The organism is Kitasatospora sp. NRRL B-11411 (assembly GCF_000721345.1).
GTDB classification, from domain to species: Bacteria; Actinomycetota; Actinomycetes; order Streptomycetales; family Streptomycetaceae; genus Kitasatospora; species Kitasatospora cineracea.
In genome coordinates, this window is sequence record NZ_JOGH01000039.1 from 39,211 (window position 1) to 56,355 (window position 17,145).

General features: G+C 71.9%; 13 protein-coding genes and 1 riboswitch. Of the genes, 5 read left to right on the plus strand and 8 right to left on the minus strand.

Annotated features, from left to right (window positions below):
* Positions 1 to 50: 50 nt before the first annotated feature.
* The 4 genes from IH44_RS0119280 to IH44_RS0119295 form a co-directional block, all read right to left on the minus strand.
* Positions 51 to 1,826: an ABC transporter substrate-binding protein gene (locus IH44_RS0119280; protein WP_030460859.1), complete on the minus strand. Its 1,776-nt coding sequence runs from the start codon at positions 1,824 to 1,826 to the stop codon at positions 51 to 53.
* A gap of 28 nt (positions 1,827 to 1,854) precedes the next feature.
* Entirely contained in the window at positions 1,855 to 2,853 is a 999-nt protein-coding gene (locus IH44_RS0119285; protein WP_030460860.1) for an ABC transporter permease, read from the minus strand.
* Between the two features lie 589 nt (positions 2,854 to 3,442).
* On the minus strand, positions 3,443 to 4,267 hold the full coding sequence (locus IH44_RS0119290) for an enhanced serine sensitivity protein SseB C-terminal domain-containing protein (RefSeq protein WP_030460861.1): 825 nt from the start codon (positions 4,265 to 4,267) through the stop codon (positions 3,443 to 3,445).
* 117 nt (positions 4,268 to 4,384) lie between these two features.
* Complete coding sequence (locus IH44_RS0119295; protein ID WP_030460862.1) at positions 4,385 to 5,152, minus strand: enhanced serine sensitivity protein SseB; 768 nt, start codon at positions 5,150 to 5,152, stop codon at positions 4,385 to 4,387.
* Between the two features lie 139 nt (positions 5,153 to 5,291).
* A riboswitch (glycine riboswitch) is annotated at positions 5,292 to 5,395 on the plus strand.
* A 151-nt stretch (positions 5,396 to 5,546) separates the two neighbouring features.
* Between IH44_RS0119295 and gcvT the strand changes: the two genes are divergently transcribed.
* The 4 genes from gcvT (at position 5,547) to IH44_RS0119315 (ending at position 9,942) form a co-directional block, all read left to right on the plus strand.
* Positions 5,547 to 6,665 (plus strand): glycine cleavage system aminomethyltransferase GcvT, encoded by a 1,119-nt coding sequence (gcvT, locus tag IH44_RS0119300; protein WP_030460863.1) that lies wholly within the window; start codon positions 5,547 to 5,549, stop codon positions 6,663 to 6,665.
* Positions 6,666 to 6,756: 91 nt separating this feature from the next.
* Complete coding sequence (gene gcvH, locus IH44_RS0119305; protein WP_030460864.1) at positions 6,757 to 7,131, plus strand: glycine cleavage system protein GcvH; 375 nt, start codon at positions 6,757 to 6,759, stop codon at positions 7,129 to 7,131.
* Positions 7,132 to 7,146: 15 nt separating this feature from the next.
* A complete protein-coding gene (gene glyA, locus IH44_RS0119310) occupies positions 7,147 to 8,415 on the plus strand; it encodes a serine hydroxymethyltransferase (protein ID WP_030460865.1) in 1,269 nt (422 codons plus the stop codon).
* Between the two features lie 159 nt (positions 8,416 to 8,574).
* Positions 8,575 to 9,942 (plus strand): L-serine ammonia-lyase, encoded by a 1,368-nt coding sequence (locus IH44_RS0119315; protein ID WP_030460866.1) that lies wholly within the window; start codon positions 8,575 to 8,577, stop codon positions 9,940 to 9,942.
* Positions 9,943 to 10,175: 233 nt separating this feature from the next.
* Here the strand turns inward: IH44_RS0119315 and IH44_RS0119320 are convergent, their stop codons facing one another.
* The 4 genes from IH44_RS0119320 to IH44_RS0119335 form a co-directional block, all read right to left on the minus strand.
* Positions 10,176 to 10,661 (minus strand): ATP-binding protein, encoded by a 486-nt coding sequence (locus tag IH44_RS0119320; protein WP_369794973.1) that lies wholly within the window; start codon positions 10,659 to 10,661, stop codon positions 10,176 to 10,178.
* 187 nt (positions 10,662 to 10,848) lie between these two features.
* On the minus strand, positions 10,849 to 12,051 hold the full coding sequence (locus IH44_RS0119325) for an Ig-like domain-containing protein (RefSeq protein ID WP_051817070.1): 1,203 nt from the start codon (positions 12,049 to 12,051) through the stop codon (positions 10,849 to 10,851).
* A 175-nt stretch (positions 12,052 to 12,226) separates the two neighbouring features.
* Positions 12,227 to 13,480 (minus strand): Ig-like domain-containing protein, encoded by a 1,254-nt coding sequence (locus IH44_RS0119330; RefSeq protein WP_081966981.1) that lies wholly within the window; start codon positions 13,478 to 13,480, stop codon positions 12,227 to 12,229.
* A gap of 166 nt (positions 13,481 to 13,646) precedes the next feature.
* Complete coding sequence (locus IH44_RS0119335) at positions 13,647 to 14,831, minus strand: Ig-like domain-containing protein (RefSeq protein WP_081966982.1); 1,185 nt, start codon at positions 14,829 to 14,831, stop codon at positions 13,647 to 13,649.
* A gap of 97 nt (positions 14,832 to 14,928) precedes the next feature.
* On the opposite strand from IH44_RS0119335, the gene glgX reads away from it, so the two are divergent.
* Positions 14,929 to 17,130, plus strand: a complete 2,202-nt coding sequence (gene glgX, locus IH44_RS0119340; RefSeq protein WP_030460871.1) for a glycogen debranching protein GlgX — start codon at positions 14,929 to 14,931, stop codon at positions 17,128 to 17,130.
* Positions 17,131 to 17,145: the final 15 nt, after the last annotated feature.

The window sequence follows — 17,145 nt, forward strand, 5'->3', positions numbered from 1 at the left end:
GGGCCTTCACCTGCCCTTCGGACTAGCGGTGCGAACTAGGGGAGGTCAGGTCACTTGCCGTCGGAGACGCCGAGCGCCTGGAAGTCCACCTCGCCGAAGGCGTCGGAGATGTAGACGTTGGTCAGGCGCGGGTTGCGCCAGTTCAGGGCCTTGTCGGCGACCATCGGCAGGTAGTAGGCGCCGTCGACCACCTTGTGGTTGATCTTCTTGTACAGGTCGGCGGCCTTGGCCGGGTCGGTCTCCTGGGCGGCCTGGTCGAACCAGCCGTTGATCTCCGGGTCGTTGATCTCGGCGTAGTTGTTGTTGCCGTTCTGGGTGATGAAGCGGCCGTCGACCAGCGGCTGCAGGTAGCCGGAGCCGGTCGGGTAGTCGGCGCCCCAGCCCATCACGATCAGGCCGTAGCCCTTGGACTTGACCACGTCGGGCGCGCCGATCACCGAGGAGATCAGCTTGCCGTCGTACTGGTCGACGGTGACGTCGATGTTGACGGCCTTCAGCGCGGTCTGCAGCGCCACCGCGGAGTTGACCTCCTTCGGCTTGTTGCCGCGCACCGCGATGGTGGTCTTGAAGCCGTCCGGCTTGCCGCAGGCCTTCAGCTCTTCCTTCGCCTTGTCCAGGTTCGGCTTGCCCTTGGTCAGGCCGAACGGGTCGTAGTCGTCGGAGCCGAGGATGTTCGGGGGCAGCATCGAGCCGTACAGCGAACCGGCCACCGAGCCGCCGCGGGCGGTCTGCAGGGCGGTGGTGTCGGCCGCGTAGAGCACCGCGTTGCGGCAGTGCTGGTTGTCGAACGGGGCGACCGACGGGGCCATCGTGATGTACCGGATGAAGCCGTTGTACGGGTCGTCGGTGTTGGCCTTGAGCGACTGGTCCTGGAGCACCTTGACCTGGGCGGCCTGCGACAGGCCGGTCTGGGCCCAGTCGAGGTCGGCGGTGCCGGCCAGCAGGCGGGAGTCCATGTCGTCCGCGTTGGTGGTGACGGTCAGCTTGACGGTGTCCGGCAGCGCCTTGCGGAACGGGTCGGAGGCCGGGTCCCAGTTCTCGTTGCGGACGAGCTCGTACTCCTTGCCCGGCTCGACCGACTTGAACTTGTACGGGCCGGAGGAGACCGGCTTCTGGCCGTACTGGGCACCGGTGTCCAGCTTCTGCGGGACCGGGGCGGCGGAGCCCATGGCCAGCAGGTACGGGAAGTCGGAGTTCGGCTTGGCCAGGGTGAAGACGATGGTGGTGTCGTCCGGGGTCTGCACCGACTTCAGGCCGAGCTTGTTCGGGTCGCTGTCGGTGTAGGGGCCCTTGTAGCCCTGGCCCTGGTCCAGCTCGTTCATCAGGTAGGTCGGGCCGCCGGAGATGACGTCCTGCGCGAAGATGCGCTCGATGCCGTACTTGATGTCCTTCGAGGTGATGACCGAGCCGTCCTCGAACTTCAGGCCCGGCTTCAGTTTGAAGGTGTAGGTCTTGCCGTCGGCGGAGATCTCCGGCTTGGCCGAGGCCAGGTCGGGGACGAGCTGCAGGCCCTCCTTGCCCGGCTTGCCGTCGAAGGCGAGCAGGGTGCGGGTGTAGAAGCGCTCGTAGTTCCACACCGAGGCGTAGTACGCGCGACCGGGGTCGAGCGAGTCCACGTCGGTGGTGGTCCAGAGGTTGAGGGTGCCGCCCTTCTTGTCGGACGGGTTCACCTTCTTCTCGGCCGCCGCGTTGAAGCCCGCCGCACCGGCCTTGCCGGAGGCGTTGTCGCCGCCCGTGCCGCCGCCCTTGCTGCCGCCGCACGCGGCGGTGGTGAGGGCGAGGGTGACCACCAGTGCGGCGGCCGCGAGCGTCCTGTTTCGCTTCATGGGTTGGGGAACCTCCAGAATTGCGGGCTCAGTTGCCCTTGGGGTCGAGAGCGTCACGCAGGCCGTCACCGAAGAGGTTGAAGGCGAGCACGGTGATGAAGATGGCGAGACCGGGGATCACCATGTAGGTGGGATCCGCCTGGTAGATCCCCACCGCGTCCGAGAGCATCTGCCCCCAGGACGGGGTGGGCGGCCGGACGCCGGCCCCGAGGAAGCTGAGCGCCGCCTCGTTCAGGATGTTGGTGGGGATGATCAGGGTCGTGTAGACCAGGATCGGCGCCACCAGGTTGGGCAGCAGTTCGCGGAACAGGATGTGCGCGCGGCCGGCACCGAGGCTGCGGGCGGCGTCGACGAACTCGCGTTCGCGCAGCGACATCGCCTGGCCTCTGACGATGCGTCCGATGTACGGCCAGCCGAAGAAGCCGATCACCGTCATCAGCACCATCACGCGCACGGTCGTGTCGCCCAGCCCCAGCACCGAGTTGGGGATCACCGACACCAGGGCGATGCTGAACAGCAGCTGCGGGAAGGCCAGCAGGACGTCCATCACCCGGCTGATCACCGAGTCCACCCAGCCGCCGAAGTAGCCGGCCATGATGCCCAGCACCACGCCGATGGTGATCGCCACCACGGCCGCGCCGAGCGCGACCAGCAGCGAGATCCGGGCGCCGTAGAGGATCCGGGAGAACACGTCGCGGCCGAAGGTCGGGTCGACACCGAGCAGGTAGTCGCCGCTGATGCCGCCGAACGAGCCCTTGGGCAGGCCCAGGTCGGGGTTGATCTGGTCCGGGTGCGGCTCGTCGACCGGGTGTCCGAACAGCGCGGTGAGCACCGGTGCCAGGACGGCCGCCAGGATCAGCAGGATCACCACGGCGCCGCCGGCCAGGGCGACCTTGTCGCGCTTGAGGCGCTCCCAGGCGATGCGGCCGGGTGAGCGTCCCTCGATCTTCTTGGGCGGCTCGGTGGTTGACGAGCCGTCAGGCTGCGCGCCGGCCGCCGGACCCGAGGTCTCGGTGGGTGTGGTCATGAGTCAGTTCGTTCCCCTCGCCGACGGTGGCCGGCCCACGGAGTCGCGTGCGGTGCGGAAGTGCAGAGCGGTTCGGTGGTGCCGGACGCCGATGCGGCGGTGCAGAAGTGCGTTGAGCAAGCAGGGCGTTGCTGGTGGTGCGGGTTCCCCCGGGTCGCCTCCGGGTCGGAGGTCGCCGAGCGGGGCCGCTCCCCGGCGGGGAGGGGCTCCGAAGTGCACGGTGCTGCCGCACGGAGAAACGCGTCGTGCGGTTCATGCTCTGGCGGGGGCGCGTTCACCTTCGTGAGGTTCGGCTCGCGCTCCGCATTGCGCAGCACTCTCTGTCATGGGACGTACCCGGCGGAAGACCCCCATGCCGAAGGATGCCTAACTGTGATCTGTCCGCATGCACTTCCGTTGCGCGCGCATATCGCTCTTCACACAGCTGTTACGTGTCCGTCAAGGGGCGCACTGACGACACCCCGCCACTGGCGGGAAAACGCCAGGTGGCACAAGGGATGGCGCGCGTAGATCATGAGGTGGCAAAAAACCCCCGCCGACCGGGGAAAAGGTCGGGGCGGGGGTTTTTCGACGGAGCGTCAGGGTAGGTTCAACGGCCCGGATAACCCGGCCAGGGCGCCTGCGGCCACCCCTGGGTGGGCCCGGCCGGTGGTTGCGCTGCGTAACCGAAGCCGGTGGGCTGGGCCTGCGGGGCGCCCTGCCGGTCGAAGAACGGCCGGGCGTTGGCCCACATCCACATCGCCACCGGGTCGTACTCGTCCGCCATCATCACGGTGGACACGCCGGGCCCGTCGGGCGCCTGCGCGGCGGCCCGCTGCACCAGCGCCCGGGCCGCCTCCACGGAGGGCGGCGAGGCGTCGTACAGGTCCAGCCCGATCGCCAGGTAGCCCTCGCCCAGCACCGGCTGCACCCAGGCCCGGCGCAGCGAGCGCAGCGGCCGCACCTCGCCCGCCTGCTGCTCCAGCACGGAGAAGAACGGCGAGCCCTGCACCGGGGGTTCGGAGATCCGCAGCGGGCCGGCCGGCAGCCGGTCCAGGCCGAGCGCGATCCGCCGCAGGTCGGCCCAGGGCACGCCGACGCCGCCGCCGGGGCGGTGCGGGTCGAGCCACAGGCCCCAGCGCGAGCGGTACAGCGAGGCGGCGATCTCCGGCCCGGAGACCACCTCGTGGGCGCGCGTCCAGCCGCTGGCGGCGAGCTGCCCGGGGGAGGTCGCGCAGGGCGCGTAGCCGTGCCCGCCGACGTCCATGTTCCCGTACTGGGCGTCCGGGCTGCCGGGGCTGCCGTGCCACAGCAGCATCCAGACCTGCCCGCCGGCCAGGGCGCGCAGCAGCCCCTCGTACGCCTCCCAGCGTTCCGGTGCGACTGCTGCGAGGGCGCGCTCGACCGCCCCCGGGTCGCCGACCGCTCCCGTCACGTCGCCGCCCTACTCTCTGTCGTCCGTTCCGCCGTGCTCCGGTGTACCGGGCAACCCTATGGGGCGGACCCGGCGGCCGTCATGCCGCCGGCCCCGCGCGCCGGACCGGATCCGCCGTCACGGCCGCACGTAGAAGGGCTGCACCCGCCCCAGCATCCACTCCACCACCGGGTCGGCCACCAGGTCGAGCAGCACCAGGTGGACGCCCCAGCTGGGCGGCGCGGTTCCGAGCGCCCGGCCCAGCGCGGTGTTCACCTCGGCCGGGTCGGCGGGGGCCGCCGGGTCCAGCTGCACGCCGACGTACAGCAGGGTCGCCTCGCCCTCCACCCGGGCCAGCGCCCGACGGGCCGTCAGGACGCCCGGCAGCGCGACGAGTTCGCCGGTCGCGGCGGCCAGGAAGGCGTACGGCTCCTGGTGCGGCTCGGGCTCCTTGAGCGCCACCCGGGCGCCCTCGGCCACCCCCTGCGCCTCCCACTGCTCGCCGCGCGGCCCGCGCCGCAGCTCGCCGACGCCCTCCGGCGGCACCGGGATGCCCACCGGCGCCTCCGGGTTGACCGCGATGCCGATGCCCAGCGGCAGCCCGCGGGCGAACTCCCACATCGGGGCGATCGCGAACGGGATGCCCGGGCAGTGCTGCAGGTACTGCTCCTGCGAGGAGTACACCGGAACGTACGGCGCGCCGGCCAGCTCCAGCGTCGGCAGGTCCAGCGAGTCGGCGTCCGGCGCGGTGCCGGACGGCAGCGGGATCCACACCTGGCTGCGGGCCAGCACCTCGATCACCCGGGGCGTCGCCCCGGGGTCGCCGAGCGCGGCCGTCAGCACCTGCTCCAGCTCGTTGGCCGGCCAGGCCCCGCCCTCCAGCGCCCCGTCCAGCGGGAACCCCATCTCGCCCCTCCACATCCGCGGTTGCGATCAGGTTAGCGGCGCGCGGGCGCCCCCCGTGCGCGGGTGTGACCGGGCCCCTCTCCCACCGGGTGCCCCCGGCATGCCATGATGGGCCCGCCCAAACTTCATACCGGCCGCTCGAACCCGCGCGGGAGAGCCGGAACGGCCTGCTCAGGCCGCGACCGGCGCCGAAGGAGCAAGTCCTCCCCGGAATCTCTCAGGCACCCCTACCGCCCGGGCTAGGCAGATCTGGAAAGTGGACACGGCCGCGCCGTGCGCCCACCCACGGTGCAAGCCGCCATCCTTGTCAGGAGGCGGCGAAGCTCTCAGGTTCGACGACAGATGGGGGAGATTCGCCCCAGCCTGCCCGTTTCCAGATCCCGGGAGTCCTGTCGTGTCCCTCCGCCTGACCGCGCTCGACGCGCTGCACCGCTCGCTCGGCGCCACCATGACCGACTTCGCGGGGTGGGACATGCCGCTGCGCTACGGCAGCGAGCGCGAGGAGCACCTCGCGGTCCGCACCCGGGCCGGCCTGTTCGACCTCTCGCACATGGGCGAGATCACCGTCTCCGGCCCGCAGGCCGGCGAGCTGCTCGACCACGCGCTGGTCGGCTTCATCTCGGCGCTCGGCGTGCTGCGCGCCCGCTACACCATGATCTGCCGCGAGGACGGCGGCATCCTGGACGACCTGATCGTCTACCGCACCGCCGAGGACGAGTACCTGGTGGTCGCCAACGCCTCCAACGCCCAGGTGGTGCTGGACGCGCTGACCGAGCGCGCGGCCGGCTTCGACGCCGTCGTCCGCGACGACCGGGACGCCTACGCGCTGCTCGCCGTCCAGGGCCCGGAGGCCAACGGCATCCTGGCCAAGCTGACCGACGCCGACCTGCCCGGCCTCAAGTACTACGCCCTGCTGCCCGCCACCGTGGCCGGCCGCCAGGTCTGGCTGGCCCGCACCGGCTACACCGGCGAGGACGGCTTCGAGGTGTTCTGCGCCCCCGCCGACGCCGAGCACCTGTGGACCGCGCTGACCGAGGCCGGCACCGCCGAGGGCCTGGTCCCGTGCGGCCTGTCCTGCCGCGACACGCTGCGCCTGGAGGCCGGCATGCCGCTGTACGGGCACGAGCTGTCCACCGAACTGACCCCGTTCGACGCGGGCCTGGGCCGGGTGGTGCGCTTCGACAAGACCACCAACGACGGTGCCTTCGTCGGCCGCAAGGCCCTGGAGGAGGCCGCGGCGCAGGCCGAGGCCAACCCTCCCCGCAAGCTGGTCGGCCTGGTCTCCGAGGGCAAGCGCGTCCCGCGCGCCGAGTACTCCGTGGTGGACGCCGAGGGCGCCGTGATCGGCCGGATCACCTCCGGCTCGCCGTCCCCGACCCTGGGCAAGCCGATCGCCATCGCGTACGTGGACGCCGCCCACGCCGAGCCGGGCACCGCCGTCGCGGTGGACGTGCGCGGCAAGGCCGAGCCGGTCGAGGTCGTCGCGCTGCCGTTCTACAAGCGCGCCCGCTGACCCCCGCGCCCCTTCGGAACAGTCCTTTTCCGGTTCGTCCGCCCAGCGGACGGCCGCGCCCTCCCCTCCCGCGATCCTGGAGAATGACGTCATGAGCAACCCCACGCACCTGCAGTACACCAAGGAGCACGAGTGGCTGACCGCCGCCGTGGACGGGGTGTCGGCGGTCGGCATCACCGCGCACGCGGCCGACGCCCTCGGCGACATCGTCTACGTCCAGCTCCCTGCGGTGGGTGACACCGTCACCGCGGGTGAGACCTGTGGCGAGCTTGAGTCCACCAAGTCGGTCAGCGACCTCTACTCCCCCGCCACCGGCGTGGTCACCGAGGTCAACCAGGCCGTCATCGACGAGCCGGCCCTGGTCAACTCGGAGCCCTTCGAGGGCGGTTGGCTGTTCAAGGTCCGGGTCGAGGCGACCGACGAGCTGCTCGACGCCGACGGCTACACCGCCTTCACCGGCGCCTGACCGGGAGACCCCCTCATGACGGTCCTGAACCAGTCCCTCCACGCGCTCGACCCGGAGATCGCCGCCGCGGTCGACGCCGAGCTGCACCGCCAGCAGACCACCCTGGAAATGATCGCCTCCGAGAACTTCGCCCCGGTGGCGGTCATGGAGGCCCAGGGCTCGGTGCTCACCAACAAGTACGCCGAGGGCTACCCCGGCCGCCGGTACTACGGCGGCTGCGAGCACGTCGACGTGGTCGAGCAGATCGCCATCGACCGGATCAAGGAGCTGTTCGGCGCCGAGCACGCCAACGTGCAGCCGCACTCCGGCGCGCAGGCGAACGCCGCGGCGATGTTCGCGCTGATCCAGCCGGGCGACACCATCCTGGGCCTGAACCTGGCCCACGGCGGTCACCTGACCCACGGCATGAAGATCAACTTCTCCGGCAAGCTCTACAACGTGGCCGCGTACCACGTGGACGAGAAGACCGGCCAGGTCGACATGGCCGAGGTCGAGCGCCTCGCCAAGGAGCACCAGCCCAAGCTGATCATCGCCGGCTGGTCCGCCTACCCGCGCCAGCTGGACTTCGCCGAGTTCCGCCGGGTCGCGGACGAGGTCGGCGCCCTGCTGATGGTCGACATGGCGCACTTCGCCGGCCTGGTCGCCGCCGGGCTGCACCCCTCCCCGGTGCCGTACGCGGACGTGGTCACCACCACCACCCACAAGACCCTGGGCGGCCCGCGCGGCGGCGTCATCCTCTCCAAGGCCGAGTGGGCCAAGAAGATCAACTCCGCGGTCTTCCCCGGCCAGCAGGGCGGCCCGCTGGAGCACGTGATCGCCGCCAAGGCCGTCGCGTTCAAGGTCGCGGCCTCCGAGGAGTTCAAGGAGCGCCAGCAGCGCACCCTGGAGGGCGCGAAGATCCTCGCCGAGCGCCTGCTCCAGGACGACGTCACCGCCTCCGGCGTCTCCGTGCTGTCCGGCGGCACCGACGTGCACCTGGTCCTGGTCGACCTGCGCAACAGCGAGCTCAACGGCCAGGACGCCGAGGACCGCCTGCACGAGGTCGGCATCACGGTCAACCGCAACGCCGTCCCGAACGACCCGCGCCCGCCGATGGTCACCTCCGGCCTGCGCATCGGCACCCCGGCGCTGGCCACCCGCGGCTTCGGCGCCGCGGACTTCCGCGAGGTCGCCGACGTCATCGCCGAGGCCCTCAAGCCGGGCTTCGACGCGGCCAAGGCCGAGGCCCTCAAGGCCCGGGTGAGCGCGCTCGCCGCCAAGCACCCGCTCTACCCGGAGCTGTAAGACCCCGCTCGTCCGGCCGCCGACCGGCGGTCCACCGAGCAACCCCGGGGCACCGCGCACACTGGAAGACGTGCGCGCGGTGCCCCGTTCCATGCCGCGCCCCGTCCACGAGACGGGACCCAGCACCACCACCACGAGACCGGACAAGGACGTCACCCCGTGGCCATCAGCGTCTTCGACCTCTTCTCCATCGGCATCGGCCCCTCCTCCTCGCACACCGTGGGCCCGATGCGCGCGGCCCGGATGTTCGCCCGCCGCCTCAACTCCGAGGGCCTGCTGGAGCGGGTCGCCACCGTCCGGGCCGAGCTGTACGGCTCGCTCGGCGCCACCGGGCACGGCCACGGCACCCCCAAGGCCGTCCTGCTCGGCCTGGAGAACCACTCCCCCCGCACGGTCGACGTCGACCGCGCCGACCTCGACGTCGAGCGGATCCGCGCCGAGAAGCGGCTCAGCCTGCTCGGCCGCCACGAGATCCCGTTCGACCCGGACCACGACCTGGTCCTGCACCGCCGCAAGGCCCTCCCCTACCACGCCAACGGCATGGCCCTATGGGCCTACGACGCCTCCGGCGAGACGCTGCTGGAGAAGACCTACTACTCGGTCGGCGGCGGCTTCGTGGTCGACGAGGACGCCATCGGCGAGGCCCGGGTCAAGCCCGACGACACCGCCCTGCGCCACCCCTTCCGCACCGGCGAGGAACTGCTGCGCCTGACCCGGGAGACCGGCCTGTCCATCTCCGGCCTGATGCTGGAGAACGAGAAGGCCTGGCGCACCGAGGCCGAGATCCGGGCCGGGCTGCTGGAGATCTGGGCCGTCATGAAGGAGTGCGTCGCGGCCGGCATGTCCCGCGAGGGCATCCTCCCCGGCGGGCTCAAGGTCCGCCGCCGCGCCGCGAGCGCGGCCCGCGCGCTGCGCGCCGAGGGCATCGGGCCGGGCAACGCGATGGAGTGGGTCACCCTCTACGCGATGGCCGTCAACGAGGAGAACGCCTCCGGCCGCCGGGTGGTCACCGCCCCCACCAACGGCGCCGCCGGCATCATCCCGGCCGTCCTGCACTACTACCTGAACTTCATCCCGGGCGCCGACGAGGACGGGATCGTCCGCTTCCTGCTCGCGGCCGGCGCGATCGGCATGCTCTTCAAGGAGAACGCCTCGATCTCCGGCGCCGAGGTCGGCTGCCAGGGCGAGGTCGGCTCCGCCTGCTCGATGGCCGCCGGCGGCCTCGCCGAGGTCCTCGGCGGCACCCCCGAGCAGGTCGAGAACGCCGCCGAGATCGGCATCGAGCACAACCTCGGCCTCACCTGCGACCCGGTCGGCGGCCTGGTCCAGATCCCCTGCATCGAACGCAACGGCATGGCCTCCGTGAAGGCCGTCACCGCCGCCCGGATGGCCCTGCGCGGCGACGGCCGGCACCACGTCTCGCTCGACAAGGCGATCAAGACCATGAAGGAGACCGGCGCCGACATGAAGATCAAGTACAAGGAGACCTCGCGCGGCGGCCTCGCCGTGAACGTCATCGAGTGCTGAGCCGCTGATCGCCCCCGGAAACGGTACGGGGCCCCTGTCCGCGGTTGTTCGCGGTCCGGGGCCCCTGTGCGTCCTCCGGCGGCCAAGGGGGTGCGTGCCGGCGGAGGGAGGGTGTCGGGTTGTTCTGCCCGACTTGCATGACTATCGCACGCTATGAACCGGCGAACAAAATCGAAACCAAGGCGTGTGGCTGAGTTCACCTTCACATGCCAGGCGGCGGGCCGGGCAGGGGTTCAGCGGGTGGCAGCGGCGACGGCGGCGGCCCGTTCGCGGATCTTCATCTCGAACCAGACGCCCTTGCCGCGCGGCAGCAGGTCGGCGCCCCAGCGGTCGGCGAGCGACTCCACCAGGCGCAGGCCGTTGCCGTTCTGGTAGCCGACCTCGGGGGCGACGATCAGGCAGGGCAGGGCGCGCGAGGAGTCCCGGACCTCGACCCGGAGCCAGCCGGGGCGACGGGTCACCTTCAGTCCGATCATCCGACCACCGGTGTGCCGGATGGCGTTGGCCACCAGTTCACCCGTGAGCAACTCCCCCGCCTCCAGCAGCTGGTGGAGTTTCCACGTCCGTAACACCGAGAGCACCAGCCGCCGGGCCACCCCGGCCGACTCCGGGCGGGAGGGCAGCCGGACTTCCTCCGCGGCGTCGGGATCGCTGAGCACGCCGAAGAAGAGGTGCTCCATCTCCTCCGGCGTCAGCCGCTCCAGGTCGGCCAGCACCACGCCGGCGCCGATCCCTGACGGATCGTCACCACGGGTGCCGGCCGGTGGAAGTGATGACCGGTCTGCTTCGCCCCATGCCGCCATGCGCCCCATCATTGCGGAACGCGAGCAGGTGCGTACGGACAATGAGCAAACGATCACTATTCATTTGGCATATGCCGTCAGCAACCGAACGGGCGCCCGAGCGTCACCACTGCGCCCAGGGGGTGTTCCAGCCGCTCAGGCCGTTGGACGGGTCGACCGTCTTGCCCTTGGAGTTGACCACCTTGAACACGTCCCCGACCAGGCTGGAGTCGTAGAGCTTGCCCGCCGGGGCGCTCGCGCTGCCGGACTTGGTGTCGGTCACGCCGATGCAGCCGTGGCTGCCGTTGGAGCGGCCGATCACGCCCGCGCTCCACGAGTTGCCGTGCACGTAGGTGCCGGAGTCCGTCAACCTCATGGCGTGCGGAACCACCAGGTCGTACTCGTCGCCGGAGCCCTCCTTGGTGACGCCGGCCGAGGTCATCCGGGTGGTGCCCTCCTTGGCCTCCACCACCATGACGCCGTTCCAGGTGTCGTAGCCGGGCTTGCCGGCGGTGAACTCGACGGTGTCGACCTGCTGGCCGTCCCGGACGACCGCCATCTTGTGGGTGTTGACGTCGACGGTGGAGATCTGCGAGCGGCCGATGGTGAACGGCTCGTCCTTGTCCACGTCGCCGTAGACGCCGGGCGAGGTCTCCACGTTCTTCAGCTTGTAGTGGATGGTGACCTTGGTGCCGGGCTTCCAGTAGTTCTCCGGCCGGAAGTCGACCCGGTTGTCGCCGAACCAGTGGCCCTTGACCGTCGTGCCGTCGGAGGCCTCGAAGGTGATGCCGCCCAGCACCGCGTCCTTGTTCTTGACCGCCCGCTTGAAGGTCACCGAGACGATCATGCCGACGCCGTACTCCCCGTTGTCGGCGATGTTGTCGCTGGTGCCGGCCTCCTTGTCGGGGGTGAGGGTGGTGAAGCCGGAGCGCGCGTTGGCGACCGCGCCCTTGGCGTCCTCGGCGAGCGCGTCCACGGTGTAGGCGGTGGCCACCTGGAGGGCGCCGGTGGGGGCCCAGCTGCCGTCGGCGCCGATCTGGCCGGGCACCTCGACGCCGTCCGGGCCGGTGACCTTGACCGAGGTGAGCTTGCCGTTGCCGGCCGTCACCTTGACCTCGCCGGTCGGCTTCACCCCGGTGGTGCCGTCGGCGGGGGCGATGGCGATGGTCGCGGTCGAGGCGGCCGGCTTGGTGTCACCGGCCGTCGCGCCGGAGCTGGCCGAGGCGCCCTTCGCGTCGTCCGACTTGGTCGCGCCGGAGCTGCAGCCGGCCGTGGCCATCAGCACCAGGGCGCCCGCGAGCGCCCCCACCACGTATCCCCCGCGCATCGCCTTCACGTTCCGTTCTCCCCACGCACCCGCCTGTCGGCTGACAGGGCTTTCGTTTGATATGACGGGCCGGGACGGTCAAACGTTGCGGGGGAAGTGTCCCGGTACGGTCACGAACGGACCACGGCCCGGCGGTCGGGTGACCACCGGGCCGTCACGGCGCGCGCACCGGTGCCTACCACTTGCTCCACGGGATGGTCCAACCGCTCCAGCCGTTGTCGCCGGAGACGGTCTGGCCCTTGGAGTTCTTGATCCGCACCACGTCCCCGACGATCGAGGAGTTGAAGAACTTGCCCGCCGCCGAGCTGTCGCTGCCGCCCTTGGCGTCGGCCACGCCGATGCAGCCGTGGCTGGCGTTGGACTTGCCGAAGGCGCTGCTCCAGTAGTTGCCGTGCACGTAGGTGCCGCTGGTGGTCAGGCGCATCGCGTGCGGCACGTCCGGGACGTCGTACTCGTCGCCCTTGACGTTGGAGACGGTCGCCGAGTTCATCCGGGTGACCTTCTCCTTGGAGGAGATCACCATGGTGCCGTTCCAGGAGGCGTTCTGGTCGTTGCCCGCGGTGATCGGGACGGTCTCGGTCTTGCCGTTGCCCCGGTCCACCGTCATGGTGTGGGCCGCCGCGTCCACCGTGGAGACCTGGTAGCGGCCGATGGTGAACGGCTCGTCCTTGTCGATGTCGCCGTACACGCCGGGCGCCACCTCGACGTTCTTCAAGCGGTACTTGACCGTCACCTTGGTGCCCGGCGTCCAGAAGTTCTCCGGCCGGAAGTCCAGCCGGCTGTCGCCGAACCAGTGGCCCTTGGCCACCGTGCCGTCGGAGCCGGTGACGGTGACGCCGCCCAGCACCGCGTCCTTGTTCTTGATCGCCTTGCCGAACCGGACCGAGACGATCATGCCGACGCCGTAGTTGCCGTTGTCGGCGATGTTGTCGTTGGTCGAGGCGGTCTTCGCCGGGGTCAGCGTGGTGAAGCTGGTGGTCGAGGCGGCCACCAGGCCCGCCGGGTCGACCGCCTGCGCGGCGACGGTGTAGGTGGTGCCGACGGTCAGCTGGCCGGCCGGCTTCCAGCTCAGGCCGTCGGCGGAGATGCTGCCCTCCACCGCCTTGCCGTTCTTGTCGGTCACCTCGACCGTGGTGAGCTTGCCGCCGGCCACCGCGACCTGCAGGCCGTCCTTGGGCTGCACGTCGGTGGCCCCGTCGGCCGGGGTGACGGTCAGCTGGGCGGCCGAGACCTTCGGCGCGGCGTCGGTCGAGGACGAACTCCCGGCGCTCGCCGACCCCTTGGCGTCGGTCGAACCGGTGGCGCCGCCACCGTCGTTGCAGGCCGCGGTGCCCAGCAGCAGCGCACCACCGACCAGCAGGGCCGCCGCCGACCGCCCGGCCCGGCGCCCCTGCCCCGCCACCGCCCAGGACTTGCCAACCGTCTCCACCGCGCTGCTCCCCTCCCGGTACCACCGGCGAATACCCGTGCTGCGCCCGGGATCCGTCGCCCCGGGCCGATCGCGGCCCGGGCGCTTGGTCGCCTCGGCCCCGGTCGCGCGCGGTCAGGATAACGGGCGAATCTGAGTGAATCTTCGGCGGGAGCCGAGTGCCGGTTCAGTGAACTCGGACCGGCCGGCATCCGGAGGGCGGCGTCGCGGGCCGATGGCTGTCGCCCGGACGGCTTCTCCTCAGTCGCCGTGGCTCCGCCACGGCTCCCTCGTCGGCACCGCCCGGACTCGGCACGTCCCCGGTGATGGTGTGCCGGTAGAGCCAGCCGGCCGGGGAGTCCGCGGAGCCGCCCTTGGTGTCGGGCAGGCCGATGCAGCCGTGGCTGGTGTTGGCGGCGCCGAACACCGCGGGGTCGCTCCAGTAGTTGCCGTGCACGAAGGTGCCGGAGGCGGTCAGCCGGAGCGCGTGCGGGACGTCCTTGATGTCGTACTCGTCGCCGAGGCCGACGGTCTGCGAGTTCATCCGGGTCACCTCGTGGCGCTCGGAGACCACCATGGTGCCCAGGTAGGTGCCGTGCTCGGGGCTGCCGGCGCTGACCGGCAGCACCCGCAGCAGTTCGCCGTCCCGGCGGACGGTCATGGTGTGCGCGTCCAGGTCGACGACGGCCACCAGCGCGCGGCCGACGGTGAAGTGCACGTCCTTGTCCTGGGTGCCGAGGTAGCCGGGCGCGCCCTCGACGTCCTTGAGTCGCAGCAGCAGGGTGACCTTCGTCCCGGCCGGCCAGTACTCCTCGGGGCGGAAGTCCAGCCGCTGGTCGCCGAACCAGTGCGCGGCGACCTCCAGCGGCGGGTCGGCGACCACCGCGACGGCCTTCTCGACCGCGGCCCGGTCGGCGATCGGGTGCGAGAAGCGCAGCGAGACCGGCATGCCGACGCCGACGGTGGAGCCGTCCTCGGGGGTGAAGAAGCCGGCGAAGGTGTGCGCGGGGGCGGCGGTGGCGAAGGCGGCGTGCTGGGCGGCGCGCAGGCCGGCGGCGTCCTCGGCGACCGCGTCCAGGGTGTAGGCGGTGGCGGTGGCCAGCCGGCGGTCGGGCGTCCAGCGGGCGCCGTCGGCGCTGAGCGTGCCGGGGACGGCGGTGCCGCGGTCGTCGGCGAGCCGGACGGCCAGCAGCCGGCCCTCGGCGACCGCGACCTCCACCGGGCCGTCGGCCGGGACGTCCTGCGCGCCGTCGCCGGGCCGCACCGAGAGCCGGGCCCGGGAGACCGGCGGGGCGGCCGCCGCGTCGCCCGGCGGCCGGTCGGCCCCGCCGCCCCCGCCCCCGCCGGAGCCGCTGGGCACATGATCGATCACGGTGCGTCACGCCGCCCGACCTGGGGTGACGAGGGCCGTCGGACAGGGAACAACCGGAAGAACGGGGACGGGCCCCCGGATTGCTGGGAGGGTCGCCATGACGGCGTGGCAGGAGCTGGGTGCGGGCGCGGGCCGTCAGGAGCGGCCGGCGGCCCGGTGGAACGGCTCGGCGCCCCGGCCCGACGCCGATCCGCCGTGGCCGGGCAGCTGGCAGCCGCTGGGCGCCCGGTTCCGCACCGACCCGGAGGGCGGCCGGGGCACCAACTTCGCGCTCTGGGCGCCGAACGCCGAGGCCGTCGACCTGTGCCTGTTCGACGAGCGCGGCCGGGAGAGCCGGCACCGGCTGGCCGAGCAGACGTACCAGACCTGGCACGGCTACCTGCCCGGCGTGCTGCCCGGCACCCGCTACGGCTTCCGGGTCCACGGCCGGTGGGACCCGTGGACCGGCGCCCGGCACAATCCCGCCAAGCTGCTGCTCGACCCGTACGCCCGGGCCATCGACGGCGCCTACACCGCGCACGACGCGACCTGCGCGGCCGTCCGCAACTGGCCGGAGCGGGACGTGGCGGACACCGTCCGGGACGACCGGGACTCCGCGCCGTACGTGCCCAAGGCCGTGGTGGTGGACGACGCCGACGACTGGTACGACGACCAACGGCCGAAGACCCCGTGGGCCGAGACGGTGCTGTACGAGCTGCACGTGCGCGGCTTCACCATGCGCCACCCGGAGGTGCCGCCGGAGCTGCGCGGCACCTACGCGGGGCTGGCGCACCCGGCGGCGGTCGGGCACCTGGTGCGGCTGGGGGTGACGGCGGTGGAGCTGCTGCCGGTGCACCACCACGTCAGCGAGGACCACCTGCAGGCCCGCGGGCTGGTCAACTACTGGGGCTACAACACGCTCGGCTACTTCGCCCCGCACGCGGGCTACGCGGCCACCGGCAGCCGGGGCCAGCAGGTCGGCGAGTTCAAGCGGATGGTGCGGGCGCTGCACGCGGCGGGCATCGAGGTGATCCTCGACGTGGTCTACAACCACACCGCCGAGCAGGGCGTGATGGGCCCGGCGCTGTCCTTCCGCGGCATCGACAACGCGGGCTACTACCGGCCGGACCGCTCGCGCCGCGGCTACGCCGACTACACCGGCTGCGGCAACACGCTGGACACCCGGCGCCCGCAGGTGATCCGGCTGATCACCGACTCGCTGCGGTACTGGGTCGCCGAGATGGGCGTGGACGGCTTCCGGTTCGACCTGGCGGCCGCGCTGGCCCGCGGCGGGGACGGCGTGGAGATGGAGCACCCGTTCCTGGCCGCGGTCTCGCAGGACCCGCTGCTCAGCCGGGTCAAGCTGATCGCCGAGCCGTGGGACGTCGGCCCGGGCGGCTACCAGGTGGGCGGCTTCCCGCCGCTGTGGGGCGAGTGGAACGACCACTACCGGGACACCGTCCGGGACTTCTGGCGCGGCGCCCGGCCGGACGTCCGCGAGCTGGCGACCAGACTCTCCGGCTCCTCCGACCTGTACCAGCGCGGCGGGCGCCGCCCGTACGCCTCGGTCAACTTCGTCACCGCGCACGACGGCTTCACGCTGCGCGACCTGGTCAGCTACGACCGCAAGCACAACGGGGCCAACGGCGAGGACAACCGGGACGGCACCGACGACAACCGGTCCTGGAACCACGGCGCGGAGGGCGAGAGCGACGACCCGGCGGTCCGCGCGCTGCGGCTGCGCCAGCTGCGCAACCTGCTGACCACGCTGCTGCTCTCCAGCGGGGTGCCGATGCTGACCGCGGGCGACGAGATGGGGCGCACCCAGGGCGGCAACAACAACGCGTACTGCCAGGACAACGAGACGAGCTGGCTGGACTGGTCGCTGCTGGACGACCCCGGCTGGCGCTCGCTGGCCGAGCTGACCGCCAAGCTGGTGCACCTGCGCCGGGCGCACCCGGTGCTGCGGCAGCGGGCGTTCTTCTCCGGCCGCCCGGCCGGGCCGGACGGGCAGCGGGACCTGGCCTGGCTGACCCCGGCGGGCCGGGAGATGACCGACGCGGACTGGTTCTCGCCGGGGCAGGCACTGGCGGTGCGGCTGTCCGGCAGCGCGATGTCCGAGCGCGACCAGCGGGGGCGGGAGCTGCGCGACGCGAGCTTCCTGCTGCTGCTGAACGCCGCCCCCGAGCCGCGGCGCTTCACCCTGCCCGCCCCGCACGTCCCGCTGCTGGACACCGCGCTGGCCGGGGACCCGGAGCCGGCCGAGGTGACGCAGGTGCTGCTGACGGGCCGTTCGGCGGTGCTGCTGACGGCCCGCTGAACGCGTCGGGGCCCG

Bases quoted from the DNA above. Each gene is read 5' to 3' on its own strand.
- gcvH (WP_030460864.1), top strand. From the start codon at position 6,757: ATGAGCAACCCCACGCACCTGCAGTACACCAAGGAGCACGAGTGGCTG.
- IH44_RS0119280 (WP_030460859.1), bottom strand. From the start codon at position 1,826: ATGAAGCGAAACAGGACGCTCGCGGCCGCCGCACTGGTGGTCACCCTC.
- glgX (WP_030460871.1), top strand. From the start codon at position 14,929: ATGACGGCGTGGCAGGAGCTGGGTGCGGGCGCGGGCCGTCAGGAGCGG.
- IH44_RS0119325 (WP_051817070.1), bottom strand. From the start codon at position 12,051: ATGCGCGGGGGATACGTGGTGGGGGCGCTCGCGGGCGCCCTGGTGCTG.
- glyA (WP_030460865.1), top strand. From the start codon at position 7,147: ATGACGGTCCTGAACCAGTCCCTCCACGCGCTCGACCCGGAGATCGCC.
- IH44_RS0119285 (WP_030460860.1), bottom strand. From the start codon at position 2,853: ATGACCACACCCACCGAGACCTCGGGTCCGGCGGCCGGCGCGCAGCCT.
- IH44_RS0119295 (WP_030460862.1), bottom strand. From the start codon at position 5,152: ATGGGGTTCCCGCTGGACGGGGCGCTGGAGGGCGGGGCCTGGCCGGCC.